Source organism: Thermotoga caldifontis AZM44c09 (assembly GCF_000828655.1).
GTDB lineage: Bacteria > Thermotogota > Thermotogae > Thermotogales > DSM-5069 > Pseudothermotoga_A > Pseudothermotoga_A caldifontis.
Genome location: NZ_AP014509.1, coordinates 1,288,256 through 1,309,332, shown reverse-complemented (window position 1 = coordinate 1,309,332; position 21,077 = coordinate 1,288,256). Strand labels below are relative to the sequence as shown.

The 21,077-nt window shown below is 51.6% G+C and carries 18 protein-coding genes; 7 read left to right on the top strand and 11 right to left on the bottom strand.

Annotated features, from left to right (window positions below; all coding sequences use genetic code 11):
* Positions 1-52: 52 nt before the first annotated feature.
* Genes TSP01S_RS06525 through TSP01S_RS06500 form a run of 6 tightly spaced genes read left to right on the top strand, consistent with a single transcriptional unit; the run spans position 53 to position 6,350 of the window.
* A complete protein-coding gene (locus TSP01S_RS06525) occupies positions 53-979 on the top strand; it encodes a nucleoside hydrolase (protein WP_041077310.1) in 927 nt (308 codons plus the stop codon).
* A 2-nt stretch (positions 980-981) separates the two neighbouring features.
* A complete protein-coding gene (locus tag TSP01S_RS06520; RefSeq protein ID WP_041078560.1) occupies positions 982-1,728 on the top strand; it encodes a nucleoside phosphorylase in 747 nt (248 codons plus the stop codon).
* Positions 1,728-2,792 carry a BMP family lipoprotein gene (locus TSP01S_RS06515; RefSeq protein WP_041077309.1) on the top strand — a complete coding sequence of 355 codons (1,065 nt, stop codon included), beginning with the start codon at positions 1,728-1,730 and terminating at the stop codon, positions 2,790-2,792. The genes TSP01S_RS06520 and TSP01S_RS06515 overlap by 1 nt, the downstream gene beginning before the upstream one ends.
* Before the next feature lie 45 nt (positions 2,793-2,837).
* Positions 2,838-4,385 carry an ABC transporter ATP-binding protein gene (locus tag TSP01S_RS06510; protein WP_041077308.1) on the top strand — a complete coding sequence of 516 codons (1,548 nt, stop codon included), beginning with the start codon at positions 2,838-2,840 and terminating at the stop codon, positions 4,383-4,385.
* On the top strand, positions 4,382-5,431 hold the full coding sequence (locus TSP01S_RS06505; RefSeq protein ID WP_041077307.1) for an ABC transporter permease: 1,050 nt from the start codon (positions 4,382-4,384) through the stop codon (positions 5,429-5,431). The genes TSP01S_RS06510 and TSP01S_RS06505 overlap by 4 nt, the downstream gene beginning before the upstream one ends.
* Entirely contained in the window at positions 5,424-6,350 is a 927-nt protein-coding gene (locus TSP01S_RS06500; RefSeq protein WP_041077306.1) for an ABC transporter permease, read from the top strand. The genes TSP01S_RS06505 and TSP01S_RS06500 overlap by 8 nt, the downstream gene beginning before the upstream one ends.
* Here the strand turns inward: TSP01S_RS06500 and TSP01S_RS06495 are convergent.
* Genes TSP01S_RS06495 through TSP01S_RS06475 form a run of 5 tightly spaced genes read right to left on the bottom strand, consistent with a single transcriptional unit; the run spans position 6,319 to position 10,854 of the window.
* Positions 6,319-7,404, bottom strand: coding sequence for a galactokinase (locus TSP01S_RS06495; RefSeq protein WP_052463637.1), 1,086 nt, complete (start codon positions 7,402-7,404; stop codon positions 6,319-6,321). The genes TSP01S_RS06500 and TSP01S_RS06495 overlap by 32 nt on opposite strands.
* 2 nt (positions 7,405-7,406) lie before the next feature.
* Positions 7,407-8,366: a galactose-1-phosphate uridylyltransferase gene (gene galT, locus TSP01S_RS06490; protein WP_041077305.1), complete on the bottom strand. Its 960-nt coding sequence runs from the start codon at positions 8,364-8,366 to the stop codon at positions 7,407-7,409.
* On the bottom strand, positions 8,366-9,343 hold the full coding sequence (locus TSP01S_RS06485) for a hypothetical protein (protein ID WP_171816809.1): 978 nt from the start codon (positions 9,341-9,343) through the stop codon (positions 8,366-8,368). The genes galT and TSP01S_RS06485 overlap by 1 nt, the downstream gene beginning before the upstream one ends.
* A 60-nt stretch (positions 9,344-9,403) precedes the next feature.
* Positions 9,404-10,159: a protease complex subunit PrcB family protein gene (locus TSP01S_RS06480; protein ID WP_144380644.1), complete on the bottom strand. Its 756-nt coding sequence runs from the start codon at positions 10,157-10,159 to the stop codon at positions 9,404-9,406.
* Positions 10,160-10,170: 11 nt separating this feature from the next.
* Positions 10,171-10,854 (bottom strand): metal-dependent hydrolase, encoded by a 684-nt coding sequence (locus tag TSP01S_RS06475; protein WP_041077302.1) that lies wholly within the window; start codon positions 10,852-10,854, stop codon positions 10,171-10,173.
* Positions 10,855-10,943: 89 nt separating this feature from the next.
* Between TSP01S_RS06475 and TSP01S_RS06470 the strand changes: the two genes are divergently transcribed.
* A complete protein-coding gene (locus TSP01S_RS06470) occupies positions 10,944-12,638 on the top strand; it encodes an NAD+ synthase (RefSeq protein ID WP_041077301.1) in 1,695 nt (564 codons plus the stop codon).
* 1 nt (position 12,639) lies between these two features.
* On the opposite strand, the gene TSP01S_RS06465 is transcribed toward TSP01S_RS06470, so the two are convergent.
* The 6 genes from TSP01S_RS06465 to TSP01S_RS06440 all read right to left on the bottom strand — a co-directional run bounded on the left by TSP01S_RS06465 (position 12,640) and on the right by TSP01S_RS06440 (position 21,071).
* A complete protein-coding gene (locus tag TSP01S_RS06465; RefSeq protein WP_041077300.1) occupies positions 12,640-14,337 on the bottom strand; it encodes a YgiQ family radical SAM protein in 1,698 nt (565 codons plus the stop codon).
* Between the two features lie 88 nt (positions 14,338-14,425).
* Complete coding sequence (locus tag TSP01S_RS06460; RefSeq protein WP_041077299.1) at positions 14,426-16,189, bottom strand: hypothetical protein; 1,764 nt, start codon at positions 16,187-16,189, stop codon at positions 14,426-14,428.
* 41 nt (positions 16,190-16,230) lie between these two features.
* The gene (purE, locus tag TSP01S_RS06455) at positions 16,231-16,749 is read right to left on the bottom strand and encodes a 5-(carboxyamino)imidazole ribonucleotide mutase (protein ID WP_041077298.1); all 519 of its coding nucleotides are present in this window, start codon (positions 16,747-16,749) and stop codon (positions 16,231-16,233) included.
* The gene (locus tag TSP01S_RS06450; protein WP_041077297.1) at positions 16,737-17,879 is read right to left on the bottom strand and encodes a 5-(carboxyamino)imidazole ribonucleotide synthase; all 1,143 of its coding nucleotides are present in this window, start codon (positions 17,877-17,879) and stop codon (positions 16,737-16,739) included. The genes purE and TSP01S_RS06450 overlap by 13 nt, the downstream gene beginning before the upstream one ends.
* A gap of 25 nt (positions 17,880-17,904) precedes the next feature.
* A complete protein-coding gene (gene glgX / locus TSP01S_RS06445; protein ID WP_041077296.1) occupies positions 17,905-20,028 on the bottom strand; it encodes a glycogen debranching protein GlgX in 2,124 nt (707 codons plus the stop codon).
* A 155-nt stretch (positions 20,029-20,183) separates the two neighbouring features.
* Positions 20,184-21,071, bottom strand: a complete 888-nt coding sequence (locus tag TSP01S_RS06440; protein WP_041077295.1) for a DUF4438 domain-containing protein — start codon at positions 21,069-21,071, stop codon at positions 20,184-20,186.
* Positions 21,072-21,077 lie beyond the last annotated feature (6 nt).

Here is a 21,077-nt window from a genome sequence, read left to right as displayed (position 1 = left end):
TTTTGATAGCGATTCTGTGGCACATCGTCAATCAAAGAAGGGGTGAAAAAAATTGAGAGTCATCCTCGACTGTGATCCAGGACACGACGATGCGTTCGCGATATTGCTCGCGGCGGCTTCGAAGCGAATCGAACTGCTCGGAGTCACCACGGTTGTGGGAAACTCCTACCTCGAAAATACGACGATCAACGCCAGAAAGGTGATGGACCTTTTCGATCTGGACGTACCCGTTTTTCCCGGTTGTGCAAGGCCACTGCTCAGAGACGTTGTCATTGCACCGCAGATACATGGCAAATCTGGCCTCGACGGTGCCACGTTGCCTCCGCCCAAGAGGAAAATTGAAAAGATCCACGCCGTCGATTTCATTGCACAGACGCTCCAGAAGTACGAAGACGTCGTACTGGTCCCAACAGGTCCACTCACCAACATCGCCCTCTTCATGTTGAGATACCCGGAGCTCAGAAGCAGGATATCTCTCATCGTGCTGATGGGAGGGGGCATCGCGTTTGGGAACGTCACGCCCGTGGCGGAGTTCAACATCTTTGCCGATCCTGAGGCCGCAAGGATCGTTTTCAGTTCCGGCGTTCCCATAGTGATGGTTCCGCTCGATCTGACCCATCAGGTGATCGCGACCGAAAGAGAGGCCGATGCGCTGCGAGGTCTTGGAGAAAGGTTTCAGATCATGGCCGATCTTTTGATGTTCTTCAAGTCTACCTACAAAAGGGTGTTCAACATCGATGGTGCGATCCTGCACGATCCGTGCACGATCATGTACCTGTTGCATCCTGAGATCTTCGAGTCGCGAGATTACTACGTGGATGTAGAGACGAAAGGCGAACTCACTTACGGACAGACTGTGGTGGACGTGTGGCGAACGACGGGAAAACGTGCGAATGCAAAGGTGTTGTTGAAGGTTGATAGAGAGAAATTCTTCCAGATCTTTTTCGAGCAACTACGTTCGCTGGAAGGAGGTAGGTGAGTGTGGTCGATCCGAGGTACCACATAAGGGTGAATCCTGAAGATGTTGGAGAATACGTGATCGTCGTGGGAGACAGAGGAAGGGTCGAACGCGTTGCGAAGTACTTCGAAGATGCACGGAAAGTTGGTGAGAACAGAGAGTATCTCACCTACACGGGTTATCTGAAGGGTAAAAAAGTGAGCGTGATGTCCACAGGTATGGGTGCACCCGCCATGGCGATAGGAATAGAAGAGCTGGCCACGACCAACGCGAAGGTGGTGATACGCGTCGGTACGACCGGAGCTTTTCAGAAAGATCTCAAGCTCGGTGACAGCGTCATCGTCACTGGGGCGGTTCGACTCGACGGCACCACGGCGCAGTACATCATGCCAGAGTATCCTGCGATCGCGGACTATCAGGTGATCAACGCTCTGGTTCGAGCGGCCGAGCAGGTGAAGAACCGCTACCACGTGGGCATCGTGGCTTCGACCGATTCTTATTACGGCAGGAATTTCGATCCCGAAAGACACTCCCACATGGAAAAACTTCTGGCTAAGGCCGGAGTCTTGGCGGTCGAGATGGAGATCGGAGCGCTCTACGTGGTGGGCAGGATAAAGGGATTGAAGACGGGGGCCGTACTCACGGTGAGGGAAGAACTGTCGGAAGATGGTTACATCCAGGCAGGTCCGAAGTTCGAAGAAGGCTTAGAGAAATCGATCCAGATCGCTGTGAAAGCCATTGAAATCCTTATAGAGGGAGGTGTTGTTTGATGAAGAGGTTTCTGGTGATCCTTCTGGTGGCCGCTGTCGCGTTGAGCTTCGCCAAACCGTTGAAGGTTGCGCTCCTCATCAACGGTACACTGGGTGACAAGTCTTTCTTCGACTCTGCGGGTAGAGGTATCCAGATGGCGATCAAAGAACTCGGAATCGACGCAAAGATAATCGAATGTGGCTATCAACAGGAACGCTGGAGACCGTATCTGGAAGATCTGTCGGATCAGGATTACGACATAATCATCGTCGGTACCTGGCAGATGCAAGAAATACTTGAAGAAATCGCTCCCATGCATCCTGAGAAAAAGTACTTCATCTTCGACACGAGCGTCGATTACAGCAAGCCAGGACTCAAGAACGTCTACTCTATACTCTACAAGCAGAATGAAGGCTCGTTCCTCGTTGGAGCCCTCGCGGCGCTGATCACCACGTCCGGAATGCCGAAAACCAACCCAGAACCGATCATCGGCTTCCTCGGAGGAATGGACATTCCCGTCATCAACGACTTCCTGGTTGGTTACATCGAAGGTGCGAAGTACATCAATCCGAACATCAAGGTTCTCATTTCCTACGTCGGCAGCTTCAACGATCCAGCGAAAGGTAAAGAACTGAGCCTTGCTATGTACAGGCAGGGCGCCGACATCATCTTCAACGTGGCTGGCAACACCGGAGTTGGTCTGCTCGAAGCCGCGAAGGAAGCGGACAGATGGGCCATAGGTGTCGATTCCGACCAGGCGCTCATCTACGAAGACATAGACATAGAGATCGCGAAAAGAATCGTCACTTCCATGATGAAGAACGTGGACATATCCATCTTCCGCGGTTTGAAACTGCACCTGGAAGGCAAACTCAAATACGGTCAGGCTGAAGCACTCGGGATCGCGGAGGGCGGTGTAGGAGTTGCTGACAACAAGTACTACAGGGAGCTGGTGCCCGAACAGATACGTGCGAAGATAAAAGAGATCGAGCAGAAGATCCTCAAGGGTGAGATCAAGGTCAGTACAGTGTTCGGAATGTCTCAGGAAGAGCTCAACAAACTGAGAGCGAGTGTGAGGCCGTGATCCAGGTGGGAGCCGTCGAGGCTCCCACTTTCTGGAGGTATACACATGAAAGCAGTTGAGACGATCAACGTGACGAAGGTTTATCCAAACGGCGTGGTTGCGAACAGGAATGTGAATTTCTCCGTCGAAGTTGGCGAAATACATGCGGTCGTTGGTGAGAACGGTGCGGGAAAGACAACTCTCATGAAGATACTCTTCGGTATGGAGAAACCGACGAGCGGAGAGATCAGGATCTTCGGGAAACCCGTTCAGCTCAACTCCCCACACGATGCGATCGCGCTCGGTGTTGGGATGGTGCATCAACATTTCATGCTCGTTCCTTCCTTCACGGTCGCAGAAAACATCATGCTCGGCATCGAACCGAGGAAAGGACTTTTTTCACTCGATTTCAAACGAATGGAACAGACCATAACTGAGTACGCCAAGAAGATGAACTTCGAACTTCCCATCTGGGAGAAGGTCATGGACCTTCCTGTGGGTGTGAAACAGAGAGTAGAAATCATGAAAGCGCTGATACGTGGCGCCAAGATACTCATTCTGGACGAGCCATCCTCGGTGCTGACACCACAGGAAGTGAACGAACTCTTCGCCGTGTTGAGAAATCTCTCGAAACAAGGTATCACCATCATCTTCATCACCCACAAGTTGAACGAGGTCAAGCAGATCGCGGACAGGATAACGATCATGCGGGAAGGACGCGTCGTGGGCACGTTCAAAAATGAAGAACTGACAGAGTCTCAGATCGTCGAGTTGATGATCGGTAGGAAGTTCGAATACGATATCAGCAAATCGGAACACGTGGTGGGAGAACCCCTCCTGGTGGTGAGAAATCTCAATTACTTCAGGGAAGACAGGGCACACGTGTTGAAAAACGTTTCCTTCGTTCTCAGGGCCGGTGAGATCTTGGCGATCGCTGGACTCGAAGGGAACGGTCAGAAGGAACTGGTAGAGATCCTCACAGGACTGCGCGAGAGGGCTTCGGGTGAGGTACTCGTCGATGGTAAGAACGTACTCGGGCTCAGGCCGTGGGAACTCCGAAGACTCGGGATTTCGCACATCCCGGAGGACCGAATAGAAGTGGGGAGTGCGCTGAGCATGAGTGTGGCAGAAAATATGGTGTCAGATAGATACGATCGGCCGCCGTTCAGCGGCAGGATCGTTTACAGGAAAAAGAATGTCATCGAATTCGCACAGAAGCTCATCGCGGAATACTCGGTGAAGGTGAGATCCCCCACAACACTCATGAGAATGCTTTCTGGTGGAAACATGCAGAAAGTTGTCGTGGCCAGGGAGCTGACGAACGCACCAAGGATAGTTATAGCCAATCAACCTACACACGGAATAGACGTCGCTTCGAGCGAGTTCATCAGGAAGAAACTGTTGCAGATGAGGGACAGTGGAAAAGGAGTTCTTCTGATTTCAACAGATCTTCAGGAAGTTCTACAGATTTCAGACAGGATACTGGTTTTGTACAAGGGCGAGATCGTTGCCCATCTGCGAAACGAGAACCTCAATGAAACCGAGCTGGGATTCTACATGCTCGGAACGAAACGCCAGAGTGATGAGGAACTGAAGGAGTTGCTGAACGTATGAAGAAATCCCTCGCATTTCTGGAGATATCGAGAATGATCATAACGATCCTCATTGCTCTTTTGATAGGTTACATCTTCCTCCTCTTCAGCACCAAGAACGTGTCTGAGGCGCTCAAATGGTTTCTCTACGGGCCATTGTCCAACCAGAGAAGGTTTGTGGAGTTCCTGAACAGCTCGGTTCCCATCATGCTGACGGGTCTGGCGCTCTCTCTCGTTTTCCAGGCCCAGGTTTTCAACATCGGTGCGGAAGGATGTCTGTTCTTCGGTGGTTTCGGTGCGATGCTCGTAGCGTTGAAGTTTCCCCAGATCCAGTTGGTGCATTTGATCGTCACACTCTTTGCAGCGGCGGTGTTCGGTGCCGCCTGGGCTTTCGTCCCGGCGTTCCTGAAGGTCAGATGGAAGGCGAGCGAACTCGTTTCTTCGTTGATGATGAACTACATCGCCTATTTGCTCGTTCTGTTCCTGGTCAACAACTATTTCAGGGATAAGGCAGCGGGTGCCCTGGTTTCGTACCGCTTCCCCCAAACCGCGTGGCTCGCCACGCTGACGCGTTACAGACTGAACAGCGGGTTCTTCATAGCCGTTTCTGCAGCCATTCTGATAGGCTTTCTGCTGTACTTCACCAAGTACGGCTATCAGGTACGCGTGGTCGGCGCAAACAAGAAGTTCGGTTTTTACAGCGGTATCAACGTGGGTCTTACGGTGTTCTGGGTGCAGTTGCTCGCAGGTGCGCTGGCAGGGCTCGCGGGCGGTGTAGAGCTCGCCGCCATGTATCGAAGGTTCGTCTGGCAGTCTTTGCCAGGTTACGGTTTCGATGGGATAATCGTGGCCATTCTGGCGAGGAACAATCCTTTTCTGGTCATACCGAGCGCACTGTTCATAGCCTATCTGAGAGTCGGAGCGAACATCATGAGCAGGATGACGGGACTCGCACCTGAAGTTGTCGTGGTGATACAGAGTGTCATGATCTTGCTCATAACTGCCGAGGCTCTACTCGACAGATTCAAGAAGAAACTGATCGAGAGAGAGGCGATGAAGAATGAGTAATTTTGCCCTCAACTTCGCCGATCCCGCGTTCTGGTACAGCGTTCTCAGAGTTTCAACTCCTTTGCTCTTCGCGGTCATGGCTGCGCTGGTCAGTTCTGTGGCCGGTTCAATAAACATAGGCATCGAAGGCATGATGCTCATGGCAGCCTTCTGGGGCAACGTGATCGGAGCGTTCGCGAAGAATCCCTGGGTGGGTTTGCTCGCCGGAGTTGCGAGTGCCGTGGCGATGGCATTGTTGCTGGCGTTCTCTCATCTGAAACTCAGGGTGAATCTGGTGATCGCGGGAGTCGCGTTGAACCTGTTCGCCTCGGGTTTCACCGTGTTCATGCTCTTTGCACTAACAGGGGAGAAAGGTACTTCTGCGTCCCTGGGCGCTCAGCCCATCCCGAGGCTCGACATACCCCTTCTGAGAAACGTACCTTTTTTGGGAAAGGTTCTGAACAATCATAACGCGCTGACTTACATCGCTCTGATCTCGGTCTTCGTTGTGGATTATCTGATCAGAAAAACCCCCCTGGGCATGCGCATGAGGGCGGTGGGTGAAAATCCCGATGCGGCAACGTCCGTAGGAGTCTCCGTGTTGCGCATAAGATACCTTTCTCTCGTTCTCAGCGGTCTGTTCGCGGGCCTGGCTGGGGTTTTCCTGTCGATGGGTTACGTATCGTGGTTCGCGAGGGATATGACCAATGGAAGGGGTTTCATAGCCCTCGCGGCTCAGGCTCTGGGAGGTAAATCTGCGATCCTCGGCGCGCTCGGAGCACTGCTTTTCGGAATCGCTGAAGCCACAGGCTTCACCCTGCAATCGCTCAGGATACCATCCGAGATCACGAACATGATTCCGTTCATTCTGACTCTGATCGTGCTGGTCATCTACGCCAGAACACGTGTCAAATCCCACTCGAGGATACAGGAGATATGAGCTGGGAGAACAGAACCCCGTCGTCGCTGTTCACATGTAGAACTCTGATGCTCCTGCCGTAGAGCTTTCTGTATTCTCTGTCCAGTTCCTCGAAGTTCAACTGTGAGATGTTCTTCCTCACGAGGGCGAGCACGCTTCCTCCAAAGCCTCCTCCCACGATCCTGGCGCCAAGCACGCCTGTCCTGCCTTTCAAAAAGCCCACGATGAAATCTATCTCATCGCACGAAACTTCGTAAAGATCTCTGAGGCTCGCGTGCGATTCGTAGAGGAAGCATCCCGCAAGGAAGAGATTGTTCTTCCGCAGCGCTTCCACCATCTTCAGAACTCTCTGGTTCTCGCCGAGCACATGCTTTGCACGTTTCCGCAGCGTCGGTTCGAGTACAGAGATGTCTTTTTCAGATATTTCCCTGAAAGAGCGCTTGTTGAGCTTCTTCAGGATCGTTTCACATTCCATCCTTCTTCTGTTGTATTCAGACGACGAGAGTTCGTGTTTCACATTCGAATCGATGAGAACGAATTCGCAGTTGTTCAAGTTCAGCGGCACGTACTCGTAATTCATCGTCATCGTGTCGAGCAGAATCGCGTGATCTTTCTTTGCGAACACTGCTGTGAACTGGTCCATGATACCGCAACGGACGCCAACGAATTCCCTTTCCGCCCTGACACAGATCTGCACCAATTCTCTTGGGTCTATGGAGTGATTCATCAGCTTCATTATCGCAACCGCACTGGCGACTTCCAGCGCGGCAGAACTGGAAAGGCCCGCTCCCGTGGGTAAGGTTGAGTCTATCGTCATCTCGAACGGTTCAACCTTGTATCCGGCTTCCTCCAGTGCCCACACGACTCCCATGACGTAATCCGTCCAGTCTCCACGCTTTTCGTTCTTTTCGACTTTTATGGTTTGTCCAAACAGCTTCGAAGTGAGTGAAAAATCTTTCGAAGCTCTCACTTCAACCTCGACGTACCTGTCGATCGCGAACGGGAGCACGAACCCATCGTTGTAATCGGTGTGTTCTCCTATGATGTTCACACGCCCCGGTGCCTTCACCCTCACCGTCACAGTTCGCTCACCTCTGCCCGTCTGAGCATCTCCGCAGCTTGCTCCGGGATCATGGGATTTATGAACGCCCATGTACCGGTCTCGACACTGGCCATCCACTTGATCTTGTCCCTGTCCCTCTTGGGCGGATTGAACTCCACGTGCAGATGGAACAAGTCCGCATCCAGCCTCTTCAAAGGTGCCTGGAAGAACATCATCATGTATGGAAATTCCTGCTGATACAGGGCATCGTACTTCGCGGTGATGATTTTGAGATGCTTCGCCAGCTCTTTTCTTTCTTCAACGGTCAATTCGGGCAAACCCGTAACGTGCCTCTTCGGGTAGACGTGCACCTCGAAGGGAAAGCGCGCATAAAACGGTACGAGCGATACGAAACTGTCAGTTTCGAACACGACACGCTCTCTGAGTTCTATCTCTTGACGAACGACATCGCAGATAGGGCACGAACCTCTCGTGCTGTGCCATTTTGAGAACGCTTCGATCTTGGCTTCGATCCTCTTCGGCAGGAACGGGAACGCGTAGATCTGTCCGTGCGGGTGAGACAAGCTCGCTCCGACTTCCTTTCCCCTGTTCTCGAATATGAACACGTACTCCACGAAGTCGTGAGAGAACAGCTCGATCGTTCTGTCCACCCACATCTCTATGAGTTTCTCTATTTGTTTCAAAGGCATTCCTGGAAGGGCCACGTCGTGGTTGGAAGTGTACACGACCACTTCACAAACACCGAATGAAGGCTTTTTCTGAAAAATCTCAGACTCCGCGAAAACCTCGGGCGGATTCCTCTTCAACGCAGGAAATCTGTTTTCAAAGGTCACGAGATCGTACTCCTCTGGCAATTCAACACCACCGACGCATATGGGACAGCTCTGCTGTGAAGGCTGCACAGGTCTTTTCTGTGTCTCGGCAGAAACGATGATCCATTCATCCGTGAGCGGGTTGTATCTGAGCTCGAGCATCAACATCCACCTTCCGTATAGAAATGAAAGTATCTACCATCTTCTCTTTTCAGCGTTTTCTTTTCCAGGCGTAACACCTTCGAGCCGTCAAACCAGTCGGTAACACCAGTCATGGTGTCAACACGCACACGAGCAGGTTCGTTGAATTCGTTCACGTAACGTATTTCGTACACACCCTCCTGCTCCTGCCGGATCGTTGTGAAGACGAAGTTCGTCCTCCTCCGCCAGCCAACCGCACCGAAGCCCAGCACGTCGAGTAGCTTTGAATACTTTTCATCAGTGTACAAAGTCAGCAGACGGTTCGTCAAACTCGCGAGCACGATCTCTTCGAGTGAAAGTGGTCCGATGTTCATCATCAAACCGTCAACCCTTCCCAGCGCCGTGGCCAGGCCTCCTTTTTCCAGTACGAAACAGGCCTGTGGGTAACGCTGGCGATGTTCGTCTCTGAAATCCTTCAGAACAAAGCATCGAACTCCGATTCTGTACAGGTGTTCCAAATCACGTTCATCTTCAACCTTCACCGCCACACGAATTTCCTTCTTTAGAAGATGTCTGAGCGTGTTTTCACCCGGATCTTTCAACAGCACGAACGTCTGTTGATCGGATTTCTGGTCGAGCTCTTCCGCGTTTATCAAAGACTTCGGAACTCTGAAACGAAAACCGACGTGAACATTCAACGATCTGTAGAAATCTATGAGCAGACCTAACCTGTTCGAACCGCGGAGCACAACGATGAATGATCCCTGAGAAGGTTTTGCCGACACCACGAGCTGTTTTTCCTGCCCGAATCTGACATCCTCGAATCCGGCCAGACCAACCAGCGTGTCGTTTTCCACAAAAACGTTCCTCAGAGGTTCATAGGTGAAAGACCAGACCGACGCCGGATCGTATCTCAGCAGCTCAACGTGTCCTTCCACGTGGGAAGCGCTCAGCCTCAGAATGAAACCGTTTCTCAAATCGATCTTTTCGACCGTCACGTTTGAATGCGGAACCTTCTGAAAAAATTCCGACACTTTTTTACCGAGCAGTTCCATATCTCAACGCACCTCAAATTCTGCTTCGAAACGCTTCTCCACGTTCCTATCCACCAGAAGGCATTCCACGATGTAGGTTCCCGCCTCCAGTCGCTCTTGTAGCTCGATCAGGACCGATGGATAAGTGATGGCCTGCGTCACCATCGAACCGGGCTCGGGCGATTCAACGTGCGCCTTGACGAACATCCTCTTGCCCGCCAGTCGAACCTCGTCCACTCTGACTGAGTATCCACCTGTGTTCTTCTGACCCGCATCGATCCTGATGAGAATTTTCTGCCCCGTTTCGAAGACGTTGGTCTGTCTCAGCGACTCATCAACGGTGTACACCCCGGCTTCAACGCCGCCACGAGAAACGTGTCTGGTTGAAAAGTTCACACGCCTTGGCATTTCGACGGTGAAACCGCCCAGTTTCAAGCACCTCGTGTTCGATGGTAAAACCAACAAATGCTGCGGCATGTAGATGTATATGCCACTCCGCTTTCCTTTCACGCTGAATTCGTGCCTGAAGTCATCGCCTTCAGCAACAATACTGAAGACACGCTCTTCTTGTTTACCGAGAGAAACTGGTGAAAAGATCCAGCCTTTCACCAGCACGACCAGATCCGGTTCGTACGAGAGAATCAGGTACTGAAAGTTCGCAGACTTCGTACCGATCCACTGGTAAAGGTCTTCGGGAAGCGTTTTTTCAACCGAAGTAGAATAAACCATTGAAAACACCACACTCGCCGTTACCAACAAGAGCACTACGATCGCACGCATCAAGGACCATCTCACAGTTCAAGTTCGTCACCGGGTTTCATGATGACACACTTCACGTTCAGTTTCTCGACCTCTTGCTTGAATTTCTCAGGATTCGATCTGATCACTGGCCACGTGTCGTAGTGCATGGGGACAACAATCTTCGGCTGTATCATCTTTACCGCTTCCACCGCGTCCCACAGATCCATGACGAAGTTTCCACCTATCGGAAGGAAAGCCAAGTCTATGTTTTCTTTTCTCAAAAGCTCCATGTCTTTCGTCAAACCGGTGTCTCCGGCGTGGTAGATTTTCCTTCCTTCGATTTCGATCAGAAAGCCGCAAGGATTCCCAGCATACACCGGCAGATCGGCTTCAACGATGCTCGAACCGTGGAGTGCGGGTGTCAGTTTGACGCTACCGAATTCGAAAACGTACTTTCCTCCTATGTGCATCGGGTGTGTGCTCACACCGTGCCTTGAAACGTAACTGCACAGTTCGAAGTTCGCGATCACAGTGGAACCATCACGCTTCGCAAGTGCCACGGCATCACCAAGGTGATCGGCATGACCGTGCGTGACGAGTATGTAATCGATCTTGGGAACCTCCTGCAGCTTGATGGGTGACTGCGGATTGTTAGTTATGAACGGGTCGATGATGATGCGTTTATCCTTGTGGATTATCAACACCGCCGCGTGTCCCAGATACCTGACTTTCATTCGAATCACCTCCTCCTTTTTTTGATTTTAACACTGTGGACCAGATTATTTGTAAAACACGGCTGTATGATAGCTACGAGGTGGTGTTGATGGTGACGCTGAGGGTCACGCTTTCACAGCTGGATCCTGTGCTCGGAGATTTCAAGCACAACATTTTGAAAGCGAAAGAAGCGATCGACGCCGCCGAAGAGACGCAGAGCGATCTGGTACTCTTTCCGGAGTTATTCCTGGCGGGACACCCGGCGCAGGATCTGTTGTTGAGAAAATCCTTCCTGAATGATTGTAAACAGGCGATCGATGAGATCGTGCAGTACACAAAAAACAAGAAGGTCGTGTGTGTTCTCGGTTCACCTCTGCACGATGGGGATACGTACAACGCGGCGATCGTGATACGCAACGGGGAGATTCTGGGTGCGCACAGGAAAACCACTCTGTCCGAATACTTCCTCGAGGGCAGATATTTCCAGACGGGGCATTCGATCACGATCCTTCGGCTTGGTTCACTGAAGCTCGGTTTAACTATCAACGAAGATCTGTTCCGTTCTGATCGAACTCTGACGGAACTGCTAAAGAACGGCGTCCGCGTGATTCTGAACGTGCGCGCTTCACCGTACGTGTTGGGTGAATGGAAAGAACACGAAGAACGCATCCTGAAGATGGCTTCCAAACATGAGCTTGGGATCGCCTCGTGCAACATGGCTGGGGCGCAGGATGAGATCGTCTTTGCCGGTGCCAGCTTCGCGTGCGACGCGAGTGGAAATCTCTTAGCCCGCGCCAGGCTCTTCGAAGAAGAAATCGTCACGGTCGACATAGACCTGAAGGATGACGCGTTCGTTTCTCGAAATCACACTCGCAGAGCTCAGACGATCGATTGCGGCGAGACCAGGAATAAAGAAGGAAAGGTCCGAAGTTCGATCTCACCGAGTTATACGCAAGAACAAGAAATGTTCGTAGCGCTCGTCACGGGGTTGAGAGCCTACGTGAGGAAGAACGGATTCAAAAAGGTCGTGCTGGGACTGAGCGGCGGGATCGATTCCTCGCTGGTTGCGACCATCGCTGTTGAAGCGCTCGGTGCCGAGAACGTGAAAGGAGTTTTGATGCCATCGATGTACACGTCGAAGGAAAGTGTTGAAGATGCCCTGCAGCTCGCACAAAATCTCGGTATCGAGACCCTCACGATACCCATCACGGACGTGTACGAACAGTACCTGAAGGCGCTCGCAACTGTCTTTTCGAACGCCGCGAGGGACGCCACCGAGGAGAACATTCAGGCACGCGTCAGGGGGAACTACCTCATGGCACTTTCCAACAAGTTCGGCTGGCTCGTTCTGACAACCGGTAACAAGAGTGAGGTCGCCACGGGTTACTGCACCCTCTATGGAGACACCGCGGGTGGATTCGCGGTGATATCGGACATCTACAAGACCGATGTTTACAGAATCGCTCGCTGGTACAACTCCTGGAAGGGCAAGCAGATAATACCCGAAAGGGTCTTCACGAAACCTCCCACGGCCGAGCTGAGACCTGGCCAGACGGATCAGGAAAAGCTTCCACCGTACGAAGTGCTCGACGGAATTCTCAAACTGTACATCGAAGAGAATCTGGACGCGAGAGATATAGTCGAAAGGGGTTACGATTCAGACACGGTGATCAAGGTGTTGCACATGATCCGCGCGAACGAGTACAAGCGAAGACAGCTTCCGATCGGAATCAAGATATCCAAGAGAACGCTCTCGAAAGATTGGCACATGCCTGTCACCAACAGATTCACAGAACCAGCATGATTCAACGTTCGGAATCTTTTTTGGCAACAATGTTTTCTTTCATCATGTTCCTCTTTCTCAGCGATCTTTCAACGAATACCTCTTCGCCAGTGAGCGGGTCTATCCCGCTATAGTACATCGCCGTACTCAGCGTGCCCGGCGTGGGGGTGAAGATCTGAACCTGCTGGGGTCTGTAACCGAGCTTTGTGCGTATGAATTTCTTGAGATACTCATTTTCTTTCTCTGATTCTCCAGGATGCGCCACGATGAAGTACCCCACAACGTACCTTTCTTTCCCTTGTTTCCTCGCGAACGTCTCGAATTTCTCCTTGAACGCGAGGAAAAGCTCTACAGGGGGTTTTCTCATCAACCTCAGAACGTTCGGGTGCGCGTGCTCTGGGGCGAGTTTCAACTGCCCCGGAGTGAAGTGAACGAGCTGCTTGATGAATTCTTCACCGAAAGGATCCGCAAGGACAAGGTCGTGCCTGATCCCAGAAGCAACGAACACGTGCCTCACCTTCGGAATCGATCTGATCTTCTGGAGCAGTTCCAGATAGACCTCATGATTCGGCACCGCGTTCTTGCACGGTTCTGGAAACGCGCAGAATCGAGCGCACTGTCCGTGGGTTTCTCTCGTTTCACACCGTGAACCGTACAGGTTCGCCGTTGGACCTCCGACGTCATTGATGACTCCTTTGAAATCTGGATGTTTGGTGAGCAGTTTCACCTCTTCGATTATCGATTCTTGGCTTCTAAAAACCACGTGCGTCGTTTGATGGTGCGTCAACGCACAGAAAGAACAGCTCCCGTAGCATCCCCTCACCGCGGTGATCGAAAACTGCACGGTATCGATTGCCCTCACGTGTCCCATCGATTCGTAGAATGGATGCACCTTTCTTTCGAACGGCAAAAGGTAGAGTTCGTCGAGCTCCTTCTGCTCGAGCGGGAAGTTCGGTGGGTTCTGAACAACGTACCTGCTGTCCTGTCTCTGACAGAGTTTGACCGATCTGAAAGGATCTGTGAATAGGAACTGCATTTTGACAGCTTCAGCGTACTTCTTTTTGTCCACACAGATCTCTTCGAAATCTGGAAGCTCGATCGCGTCCTTTGGTTTTTTCGACGTCCAGTACGCCACTCCTCTGAGACTCTTACAGTTCTCGATGCTCCCTGTAGCTTCGAGGATCCTCGCAATCTCGAGCACAGTTCTTTCAGCCATTCCGTAGACCAGAATGTCCGCCTTTGCGTCCACCAGCACAGATTTTCTGATTCTGTCCTGCCACCAGTCGTAGTGGGCGAACCTCCTCAAGCTGGCTTCCAGTCCTCCAAGAACGATGGGAACATCTGGAAAGTATCTTCTTATCAAGTTCGCATACACTATAGTGGCCCGGTCCGGCCGTCTTCCCGACTCACCATTGGGGGAATAATCATCGTTCTTTCTCTTCTTCATGGAGGCTGTGTAGTTGGCCACCATGGAATCGACGTTCCCCGCGGTCACACCGAAGAACAGACGTGGCCTTCCAAGTCTTTTTATGTCTCTGTCCGAACGCCAGTCGGGTTGTGCGATTATTCCGACTCTGTAACCCTTTGAGACCAGATAATGCCCAATGAGGGCGACACCGAAGGATGGATGATCAACGTACGCATCCCCGGTGACGAGTATCACATCGAGTTCTTTCCAGCCGAGCTTTTCCATCTCTTCTCTCGTCGTTGGCAGAAACATCTGCGATCGCCCTTCTGGTTAGATTAGCACAAGATGGGAGTGAAGAAAAGGGGCAGCGGACTGCCCCGAGATGGCCTCGAACACAGCTTCACTTCAGTTTGAAAACTGCGACGATATTCCCATTTTCCCGGAAAAGTCTCTCCAGAGACAGTTCTTCAACCAATTCTTGTCCCACATCTTCGTCGCTCATCAACTTCAGTGTGACCGTCACGGTTTCTGGATCGATTTCATAGCTGATCGTATCCATCACGGAGAATGGAAGCCACGTATAATTCAACAGGACATCCTCGATGTTCTGCGGTAACTCGTCGAAGTCCGCAGCGTAATTCCTGAAAGCCTCAACCAGGTCCCGTATGATCTTCTCAGCCGGAGGCACCTCGAGTTTTTCGTATTTCATGATCACCGAAACGGTTAGATTCTCTCTATCGATCTTCACAGAATCCACACTGTAGCCAATGAAGTCTCGAACCTCATCTTCGCTGATACTCAGCGCGATCGGTGTCCTGACCCCCACCTCGATCAACAGAGTCCCGTCCTCTTCCCTGCATGAATAGAGGATTTCTTCCGGTACCTGTGCGAATTTCTCGCCGAGCAGAGCCCGTAAGGCCTGTAAATCCTCCGGCGGGTTTCTGTTTTCGTAATAGTACGCATCGTCGATGGTTTCGAGAATGCTCTGAAGCATCTTCAGTTCATCCGGAGTCGGCGCGAACTCTGAAACAACCTGGGACAAAAACTCTTTCAACAGCGGAGTGGGAACCTTTGCTTTCACGATCAGAGAACAACCATCTCTGAAAAACGCAACGTCCACGATCGAACCGTCCAGCAAGAGTATGAATTTCGCCACTGTGCCGGGTTCCACATCGACCATTTCTTGCTCGCTCACGTTGGAGAACAGCAGTGCAACGCCACCCTCCAAAGGCAACTTCAGCGTGATTTCATCGAATCGAAGGACCGCACACTGTTCTTCCTGGCGAATTTCCGGAGCTTCCTCTTTGACCACGTCCAGAATTTCCTTCACTTGGTCTTTTTCCAGATCGAACGAAACCAGCAACTTCTGCTCGGCCTGCGAAACGTTGAACGTGAGGAACGTTGCCTTGCTCAGTATCACGTCCATTCCCTTCATGGAACCGAGTCCCAGTTCTTCCATGATTTCCTCAGGAAGCTGTCTCAGCAAGAACACAGGGACAAGAATCCCCACCTCGGCTCCGGAAAGCATCTTCAACCCTTTTGGAGCTGTCCTGCTTGCGAGTTGAGCTAATTCCCAGTCCGACTTACACGTTTTTCTGCATCTGATGAGTATGCTCACCGACTCATCGTCTACGTTCACTGCGAGTTCGTCCTCCAGCGGAGTTCCCTCGCTGAAACCAAGCAGGTGGAACACGATTCCAAGGACCGGAATCGAACGGATCCTACCGTAAATCGTCGCACCGGTATCGAGTTCCAAACTGGGTAGTTTCCCGTCGATCATCGCCTTCACATCATCCAGCATCGATGGACCCACGAAGTAATAAAGTTCGTTTCTTTCCAGCACCTCATGATTCTGAACGATTTGCGACAGGTGCGTCTTCACCCAGGTGGCATCGTCACTCACGACGGCAAGTTCGGCAACGTTTTTCAACGCCCCGACGTCTTCCGATTCGATAACCCCGAACAATGAGGATAGGTTCAGCGTCAACTTGCCAAAGAAGCACAAAAAACGGTTCGGTGTCTCGCGGATCACCACACTCTCGGGAAGAAATTCGTTCAGTCTGGAAAAATTGTTGATGAGAAGAGCAAAATCTGCCGTTATCGGTACCATTGCGAGAACCGTGAAGCCGAACAGAACCAGAAGAAGCACGATGAACCGCTTCATAGTTAGCCCCCCTTGGTGTCTGGCAAAGACCTGTGAACTCATTATACACCTCTTTCCTGAAGATACCGTCTGTAGCCCATCTGTTCCAACCTTTCTGCTTTCTGCAGCACTTCGCTGCGCATCCGATTCTTGTAGGCTTTCAACTTCTCCGCTATCTCGGGATATTTTATTCCCAGGATCGCCACCGCGAGTATTGCTGCGTTCCTGGCGTTGTCAATGGCAACCGTAGCGACGGGAACCCCTGCGGGCATCTGCACGATGGACAGAAGAGAATCGAGTCCATTCAGCGCCGTCGTCTTTATGGGAACTCCTATGACTGGCAGATGCGTTATGCTCGCCACCATCCCCGGCAGGTGTGCGGCACCTCCCGCGCCCGCAATGATGACCTCCACGCCCCGCTCGTGAGCAGTCTTTGCATACTCAACCATGCGTTCCACAGTTCTGTGTGCTGAAACTATCGTGAGTTCGTACTCGATCCCGAACTCTTCGAGCACTTCGGCAGCCAACTTCATCACAGAAAGGTCCGAATCGCTTCCCATGATTATGCCTACCTTTGGCATGTCGAAACCTCCCCAGAGAGTATTTTGAGGATCTCCTTCGCTTTCATGGCCTTCTGAAGAGCTTTTTCCACATCTTCATCGAGAACGGTGATGTGGCCCATCTTTCTGTAAGGCCTGGTTTCCTTCTTCCCGTAGAAATGGAACGAGAGACCTTCTATGGCGAGCGCTTCCTCCAGGCCCTTCACCACAGGCTTTCCTCTGTGGCCTTCCTCACCGAGAATGTTCACCATGACCGCGGGACTGAGGAGCTTCGTTGAGCCCAACGGAAGGTTCATGATGGCCCGTAAGTGCTGCTCGAACTGGCTTGTGACACACGCTTCTATCGTGTAATGACCAGAATTGTGTGGCCTCGGGGCCACCTCGTTCACGAACAGCTCGTCCGCTTCATCGAGAAACATCTCTATGCCAAAGATTCCGACGCCTTCGAAGGCCTCAACCACACTGACAGCAATATCTTGTGCGAGCTTTGAGAGCCTCTCGTTGATCCTGGCGGGAGCGATGACGATCTGGCAGATGTTCCGTTTCTCATCGAAATACATTTCGACCACGGGATAGCAAGCTATGTCACCTTTTTTGTTTCTCGCCACCATCACGGCGAGCTCTTTTTTGATCCTGGCGAACTTTTCGAGGTAAGTTTCACCTTTCAACGCCTCCTCCAAATCTTTTTCAGATTTCAGGACAAACACTCCCCTCCCGTCGTAACCGCCCCGCCTCAGTTTTTGAACCACCGGAAAGCCAAAACTCTTTGCGTCTTCTCGAAGATCCAGCACGGGTTTGTACTCAACAACAGGTATGTTTTTGGACCTCAGGAATTCTTTCTGAAGGAACTTGTCTCGAACGATTTCCAGAACGAACGGAGAAGGATGAACCTCGCAGCCTTCCAAGCAGAGTTTTTTCAAAGTTTCCACATCGACGTTTTCGAGATCGACGGTGGTCACGTCTACTTTCCTGACCAATTCCTCTATCTTGTTCGAATCGAAGAAATCTGCGACGATCTCTTCGTCCGCGATCTGACCGGCGGGGCTTTTCGGTGTGGGGTCCAGCACCACAACGTAGAATCCCATCTTCTTCGCTTCAAGGCACATCATTCTGGCGAGCTGACCTCCACCGATGATGCCTATCTTCTTCACGTGCCATCACCCTCCAGTGGAGACATCATTTTCCGAGGAGGATCACAGAACTGTGCGGCTGAACCGTGTAAACGTATCCAACGTGCTGAGGTTCATCAAGAAAATCATCGGGACAGTCTCTGGACGTGTCGACCACCCGGTACCAGCTCTTTCCGTGCAGGTAAGGAAGTACGAATCTGAGCGGTTCTCTCCACTGATTCAAAATGACGTAGATATCGTCGTCTTGCTCGCCGTTTCCCACATCACCACTGATCATGAACGCGATCGAATGCGAATGATGTGAAAAGTCCGGTTCGAACGGTTTGATCCCGTGCCACGTGAGATCGGGAATGCCCCTGCTCGTGGGTTGACCTGAAAAGAAATGTTCTCTCCTCAATGCGGGATGGGATTTTCTGAACTCGATCATCTTCTTCATGAACCTGAAGATGTCTTTGTGTTTTTCCTTCAAGGTCCAGTCAAGCCAAGTCGTCTCATCGTCGTGACAGTAGGCGTTGTTGTTACCTTTCTGCGTCCTGTACATCTCATCACCCATCAAAATCATCGGAGTACCGTGTGAAACCATCAGTATCACGATGAAATTTTTCACCTGCTGTTTCCTGATCCTGTTGATCTCCGGATCGTCCGTTTCGCCCTCCACACCGTAGTTACAGCTGAAATTCTCGTCTGCACCGTCCCTGTTTCCCTCACCATTCGCCTCGTTGTGTTTGTAGCGGTACGTCACCAGATCTCTCAGCGTGAAACCATCGTGGCAGGTGACAAAGTTTATACTCGCGTGGGGTGATCTACCGGCGTACAGGTCCGCACTGCCCGCGATCCGCGTGGCGAGCTCCGTCACGACACCTTCGTCACCCCTGACGAAGCGCCGCACGGTGTCTCTGTACCTCCCGTTCCATTCCGCCCAACCCTCAGGAAATCGCCCAAGAAAGTATCCTCCTGCCGCATCCCAGCCTTCTGCGATGAGCTTCAAATCGTGCAGGATCGCATCCTCCGAGATGTCTTTGAGCAGCGAGAAGTCACCGATCCATCTCCCATCCGGTGTTCTACCTAAGATGGCCGCCAGATCGAATCTGAAACCATCCACGTGCATCTCGGTGGCCCAGTACCTCAGACTGTCTATGATCATCTCTTTGACAACCGGATGGTTGCAGTTCAGGGTGTTGCCACATCCGGAATAGTTCAAATAGCGTCTCTTGTTTTTTGGATCGAGCATGTAGTAGATCTCGTTGTCGATACCCCTGAAAGACAGTGTTGGACCCAGCTCGTTTCCTTCTCCCGTGTGGTTGTAAACGACGTCCAGTATGACTTCGAAACCGTGCCTGTGCAGTTCCTTGACCATGTCTTTGAATTCGAACACCTGCTCTCCCAGCTTCACACCGGTAGAATAGTTGCCAGTCACTGCGAAGAAACCGAGGGGATTGTATCCCCACATGTCTTTCAGACGTTTGCCGGTGAACGGATTGATGTTAGTGTTCGAGTTCACCGAAAACTCGAAGACTGGCATCAATTCTATGGTCGTCACGCCAAGTTCCTTGAGATGATCCAGTTTCTCCAGCAATCCTCTATACGTACCGGGATGTTTCACCCCGGAAGTAGGGCTGATGGTGAAAAAGCGAACGTGCATTTCGTAAATGATAGTATCTTTCCACAGGATCTTTGGTCTTCTATCGTTTTCCCAGTCGTACTTCGAATCGTCTATGACGATGGATTTTGCGGGACTCTGGGCGGAATCCAGTGTCGAGAAAGAGAGATCCTTTTCGGGAGAGTTCCTGTCGTAACCGTAGATGTAGTCTTCTTCCCAGTCGATCGAAGATGATATGGCCTTCGCGTAAGGATCGATGAGAAGCTTGTTGACGTTGAACCTTTTACCGTTTGCCGGATCGTATTCACCATCGATACGCCATCCGTAGTACTGACCGTGCCCTACGCCGTAGACATAGATGTGCCAGATGTCTCCCGTTCTGTTTCTGATGGGATCCAGCACGAACCTGTGCGATGGTTTGTCGTCGTAGTAGTTCTGATACAGTTCCAGTATCACTCTTCTTCCATGTCTGCTGAAGATGGCGAAATTCACACCGGTTTCATCCGGTGTCGCACCCAACTTTGGATAACCCCTTTTGGTTTGCAGGCGTACATCGCTTCCGGGGTTCATTGTAGTGTTCCCCCTTCAGACTGGCCTCAAAATTGTAAGCTCGAATCCGTAGACGGGACAGTCTCAAATGTGATGAAATGTACTGATCACCTCACAAGCTGACCCTCAGCCATCTCAGGAACGCATCGCGCCGGAACAACTCTAAGAAGGTGATGTCAAGCTCTTTCTCTAAACCTTCCGATCCCCAGGATCTTTCCGATGTTCGCGTCTGGATCGATCACCGGCTCAAGTATGGGTTTCGGCGAGGTCATGAAGATCGTCACACCAGGACCGTGACCGGCGTACTTACAGTCGCTGTGTATGACGACTCCGACGCTCCCAGCGCCTTTTCTGTAGCATCGGCCATAACTGTTGTCGTGGTCCTTTATGTAAACGATGTCACCAAAGCGAAGGTTCAGAAGTCCGTGCTCTCTCAATGCTTCCAGGTCCGCCGTCATGATGTCGTAATCACCTGTACCCATGCTGGTTGAACCTATGCCGGAACCCATCAAATACGACGGCACGACTGCAACGACAGGTACGAGCAGTTTGCCGTTCTTTTCCACGATCCCCAGCTTTTCAAACAAGTTGGGATCGATGTTGTACACGTGTACGTCGGGATAATCCAACAATTCGAATCCCTGACCAACGGCCTTTATGAGGATCTTGTCATCGAGTGTGAGTTTTTCCAGCACCTCGTCTGGAAAGTCTATCAGTACGTGTTCCGCTCCTCCATGGTGGCCCGTCACAACTCCTCTGGCACCCTTCGCGTCACCCGTGACGACACGAGCCTCGTTCCCAATACACGCGTAGAAGTTGTAGCCCCTGTTGGGCCCGGAATCGCGTTTTTCCTGATCGAGAATCGTCGAAACGCCAGGTTCCACGTGGTCGGCAGCCCAGCCAAAAACGGGATCTCCCACCTTCACGTTGTAAGTGATGCCCCCGGTTCCTGGAAGCATGAACGGTTTTCCATCGTGCGAGACCGCATGTCTTCCTGTGTGCTCCGGTTTAACGATCGTCCCCTGGATCGAGATCATGACGAGCCTATCTTTGTTGGTTCTCATTCGATC

Bases quoted from the DNA above. Each gene is read 5' to 3' on its own strand.
- glgX (WP_041077296.1), bottom strand. From the start codon at position 20,028: ATGAACCCCGGAAGCGATGTACGCCTGCAAACCAAAAGGGGTTATCCA.
- purE (WP_041077298.1), bottom strand. From the start codon at position 16,749: ATGCCAAAGGTAGGCATAATCATGGGAAGCGATTCGGACCTTTCTGTG.
- TSP01S_RS06465 (WP_041077300.1), bottom strand. From the start codon at position 14,337: ATGTTTCTGCCAACGACGAGAGAAGAGATGGAAAAGCTCGGCTGGAAA.
- TSP01S_RS06470 (WP_041077301.1), top strand. From the start codon at position 10,944: ATGGTGACGCTGAGGGTCACGCTTTCACAGCTGGATCCTGTGCTCGGA.
- TSP01S_RS06460 (WP_041077299.1), bottom strand. From the start codon at position 16,189: ATGAAGCGGTTCATCGTGCTTCTTCTGGTTCTGTTCGGCTTCACGGTT.
- TSP01S_RS06475 (WP_041077302.1), bottom strand. From the start codon at position 10,854: ATGAAAGTCAGGTATCTGGGACACGCGGCGGTGTTGATAATCCACAAG.
- TSP01S_RS06505 (WP_041077307.1), top strand. From the start codon at position 4,382: ATGAAGAAATCCCTCGCATTTCTGGAGATATCGAGAATGATCATAACG.
- TSP01S_RS06515 (WP_041077309.1), top strand. From the start codon at position 1,728: ATGAAGAGGTTTCTGGTGATCCTTCTGGTGGCCGCTGTCGCGTTGAGC.
- TSP01S_RS06440 (WP_041077295.1), bottom strand. From the start codon at position 21,071: ATGAGAACCAACAAAGATAGGCTCGTCATGATCTCGATCCAGGGGACG.
- TSP01S_RS06510 (WP_041077308.1), top strand. From the start codon at position 2,838: ATGAAAGCAGTTGAGACGATCAACGTGACGAAGGTTTATCCAAACGGC.
- TSP01S_RS06480 (WP_144380644.1), bottom strand. From the start codon at position 10,159: ATGCGTGCGATCGTAGTGCTCTTGTTGGTAACGGCGAGTGTGGTGTTT.
- TSP01S_RS06500 (WP_041077306.1), top strand. From the start codon at position 5,424: ATGAGTAATTTTGCCCTCAACTTCGCCGATCCCGCGTTCTGGTACAGC.
- galT (WP_041077305.1), bottom strand. From the start codon at position 8,366: ATGCTCGAGCTCAGATACAACCCGCTCACGGATGAATGGATCATCGTT.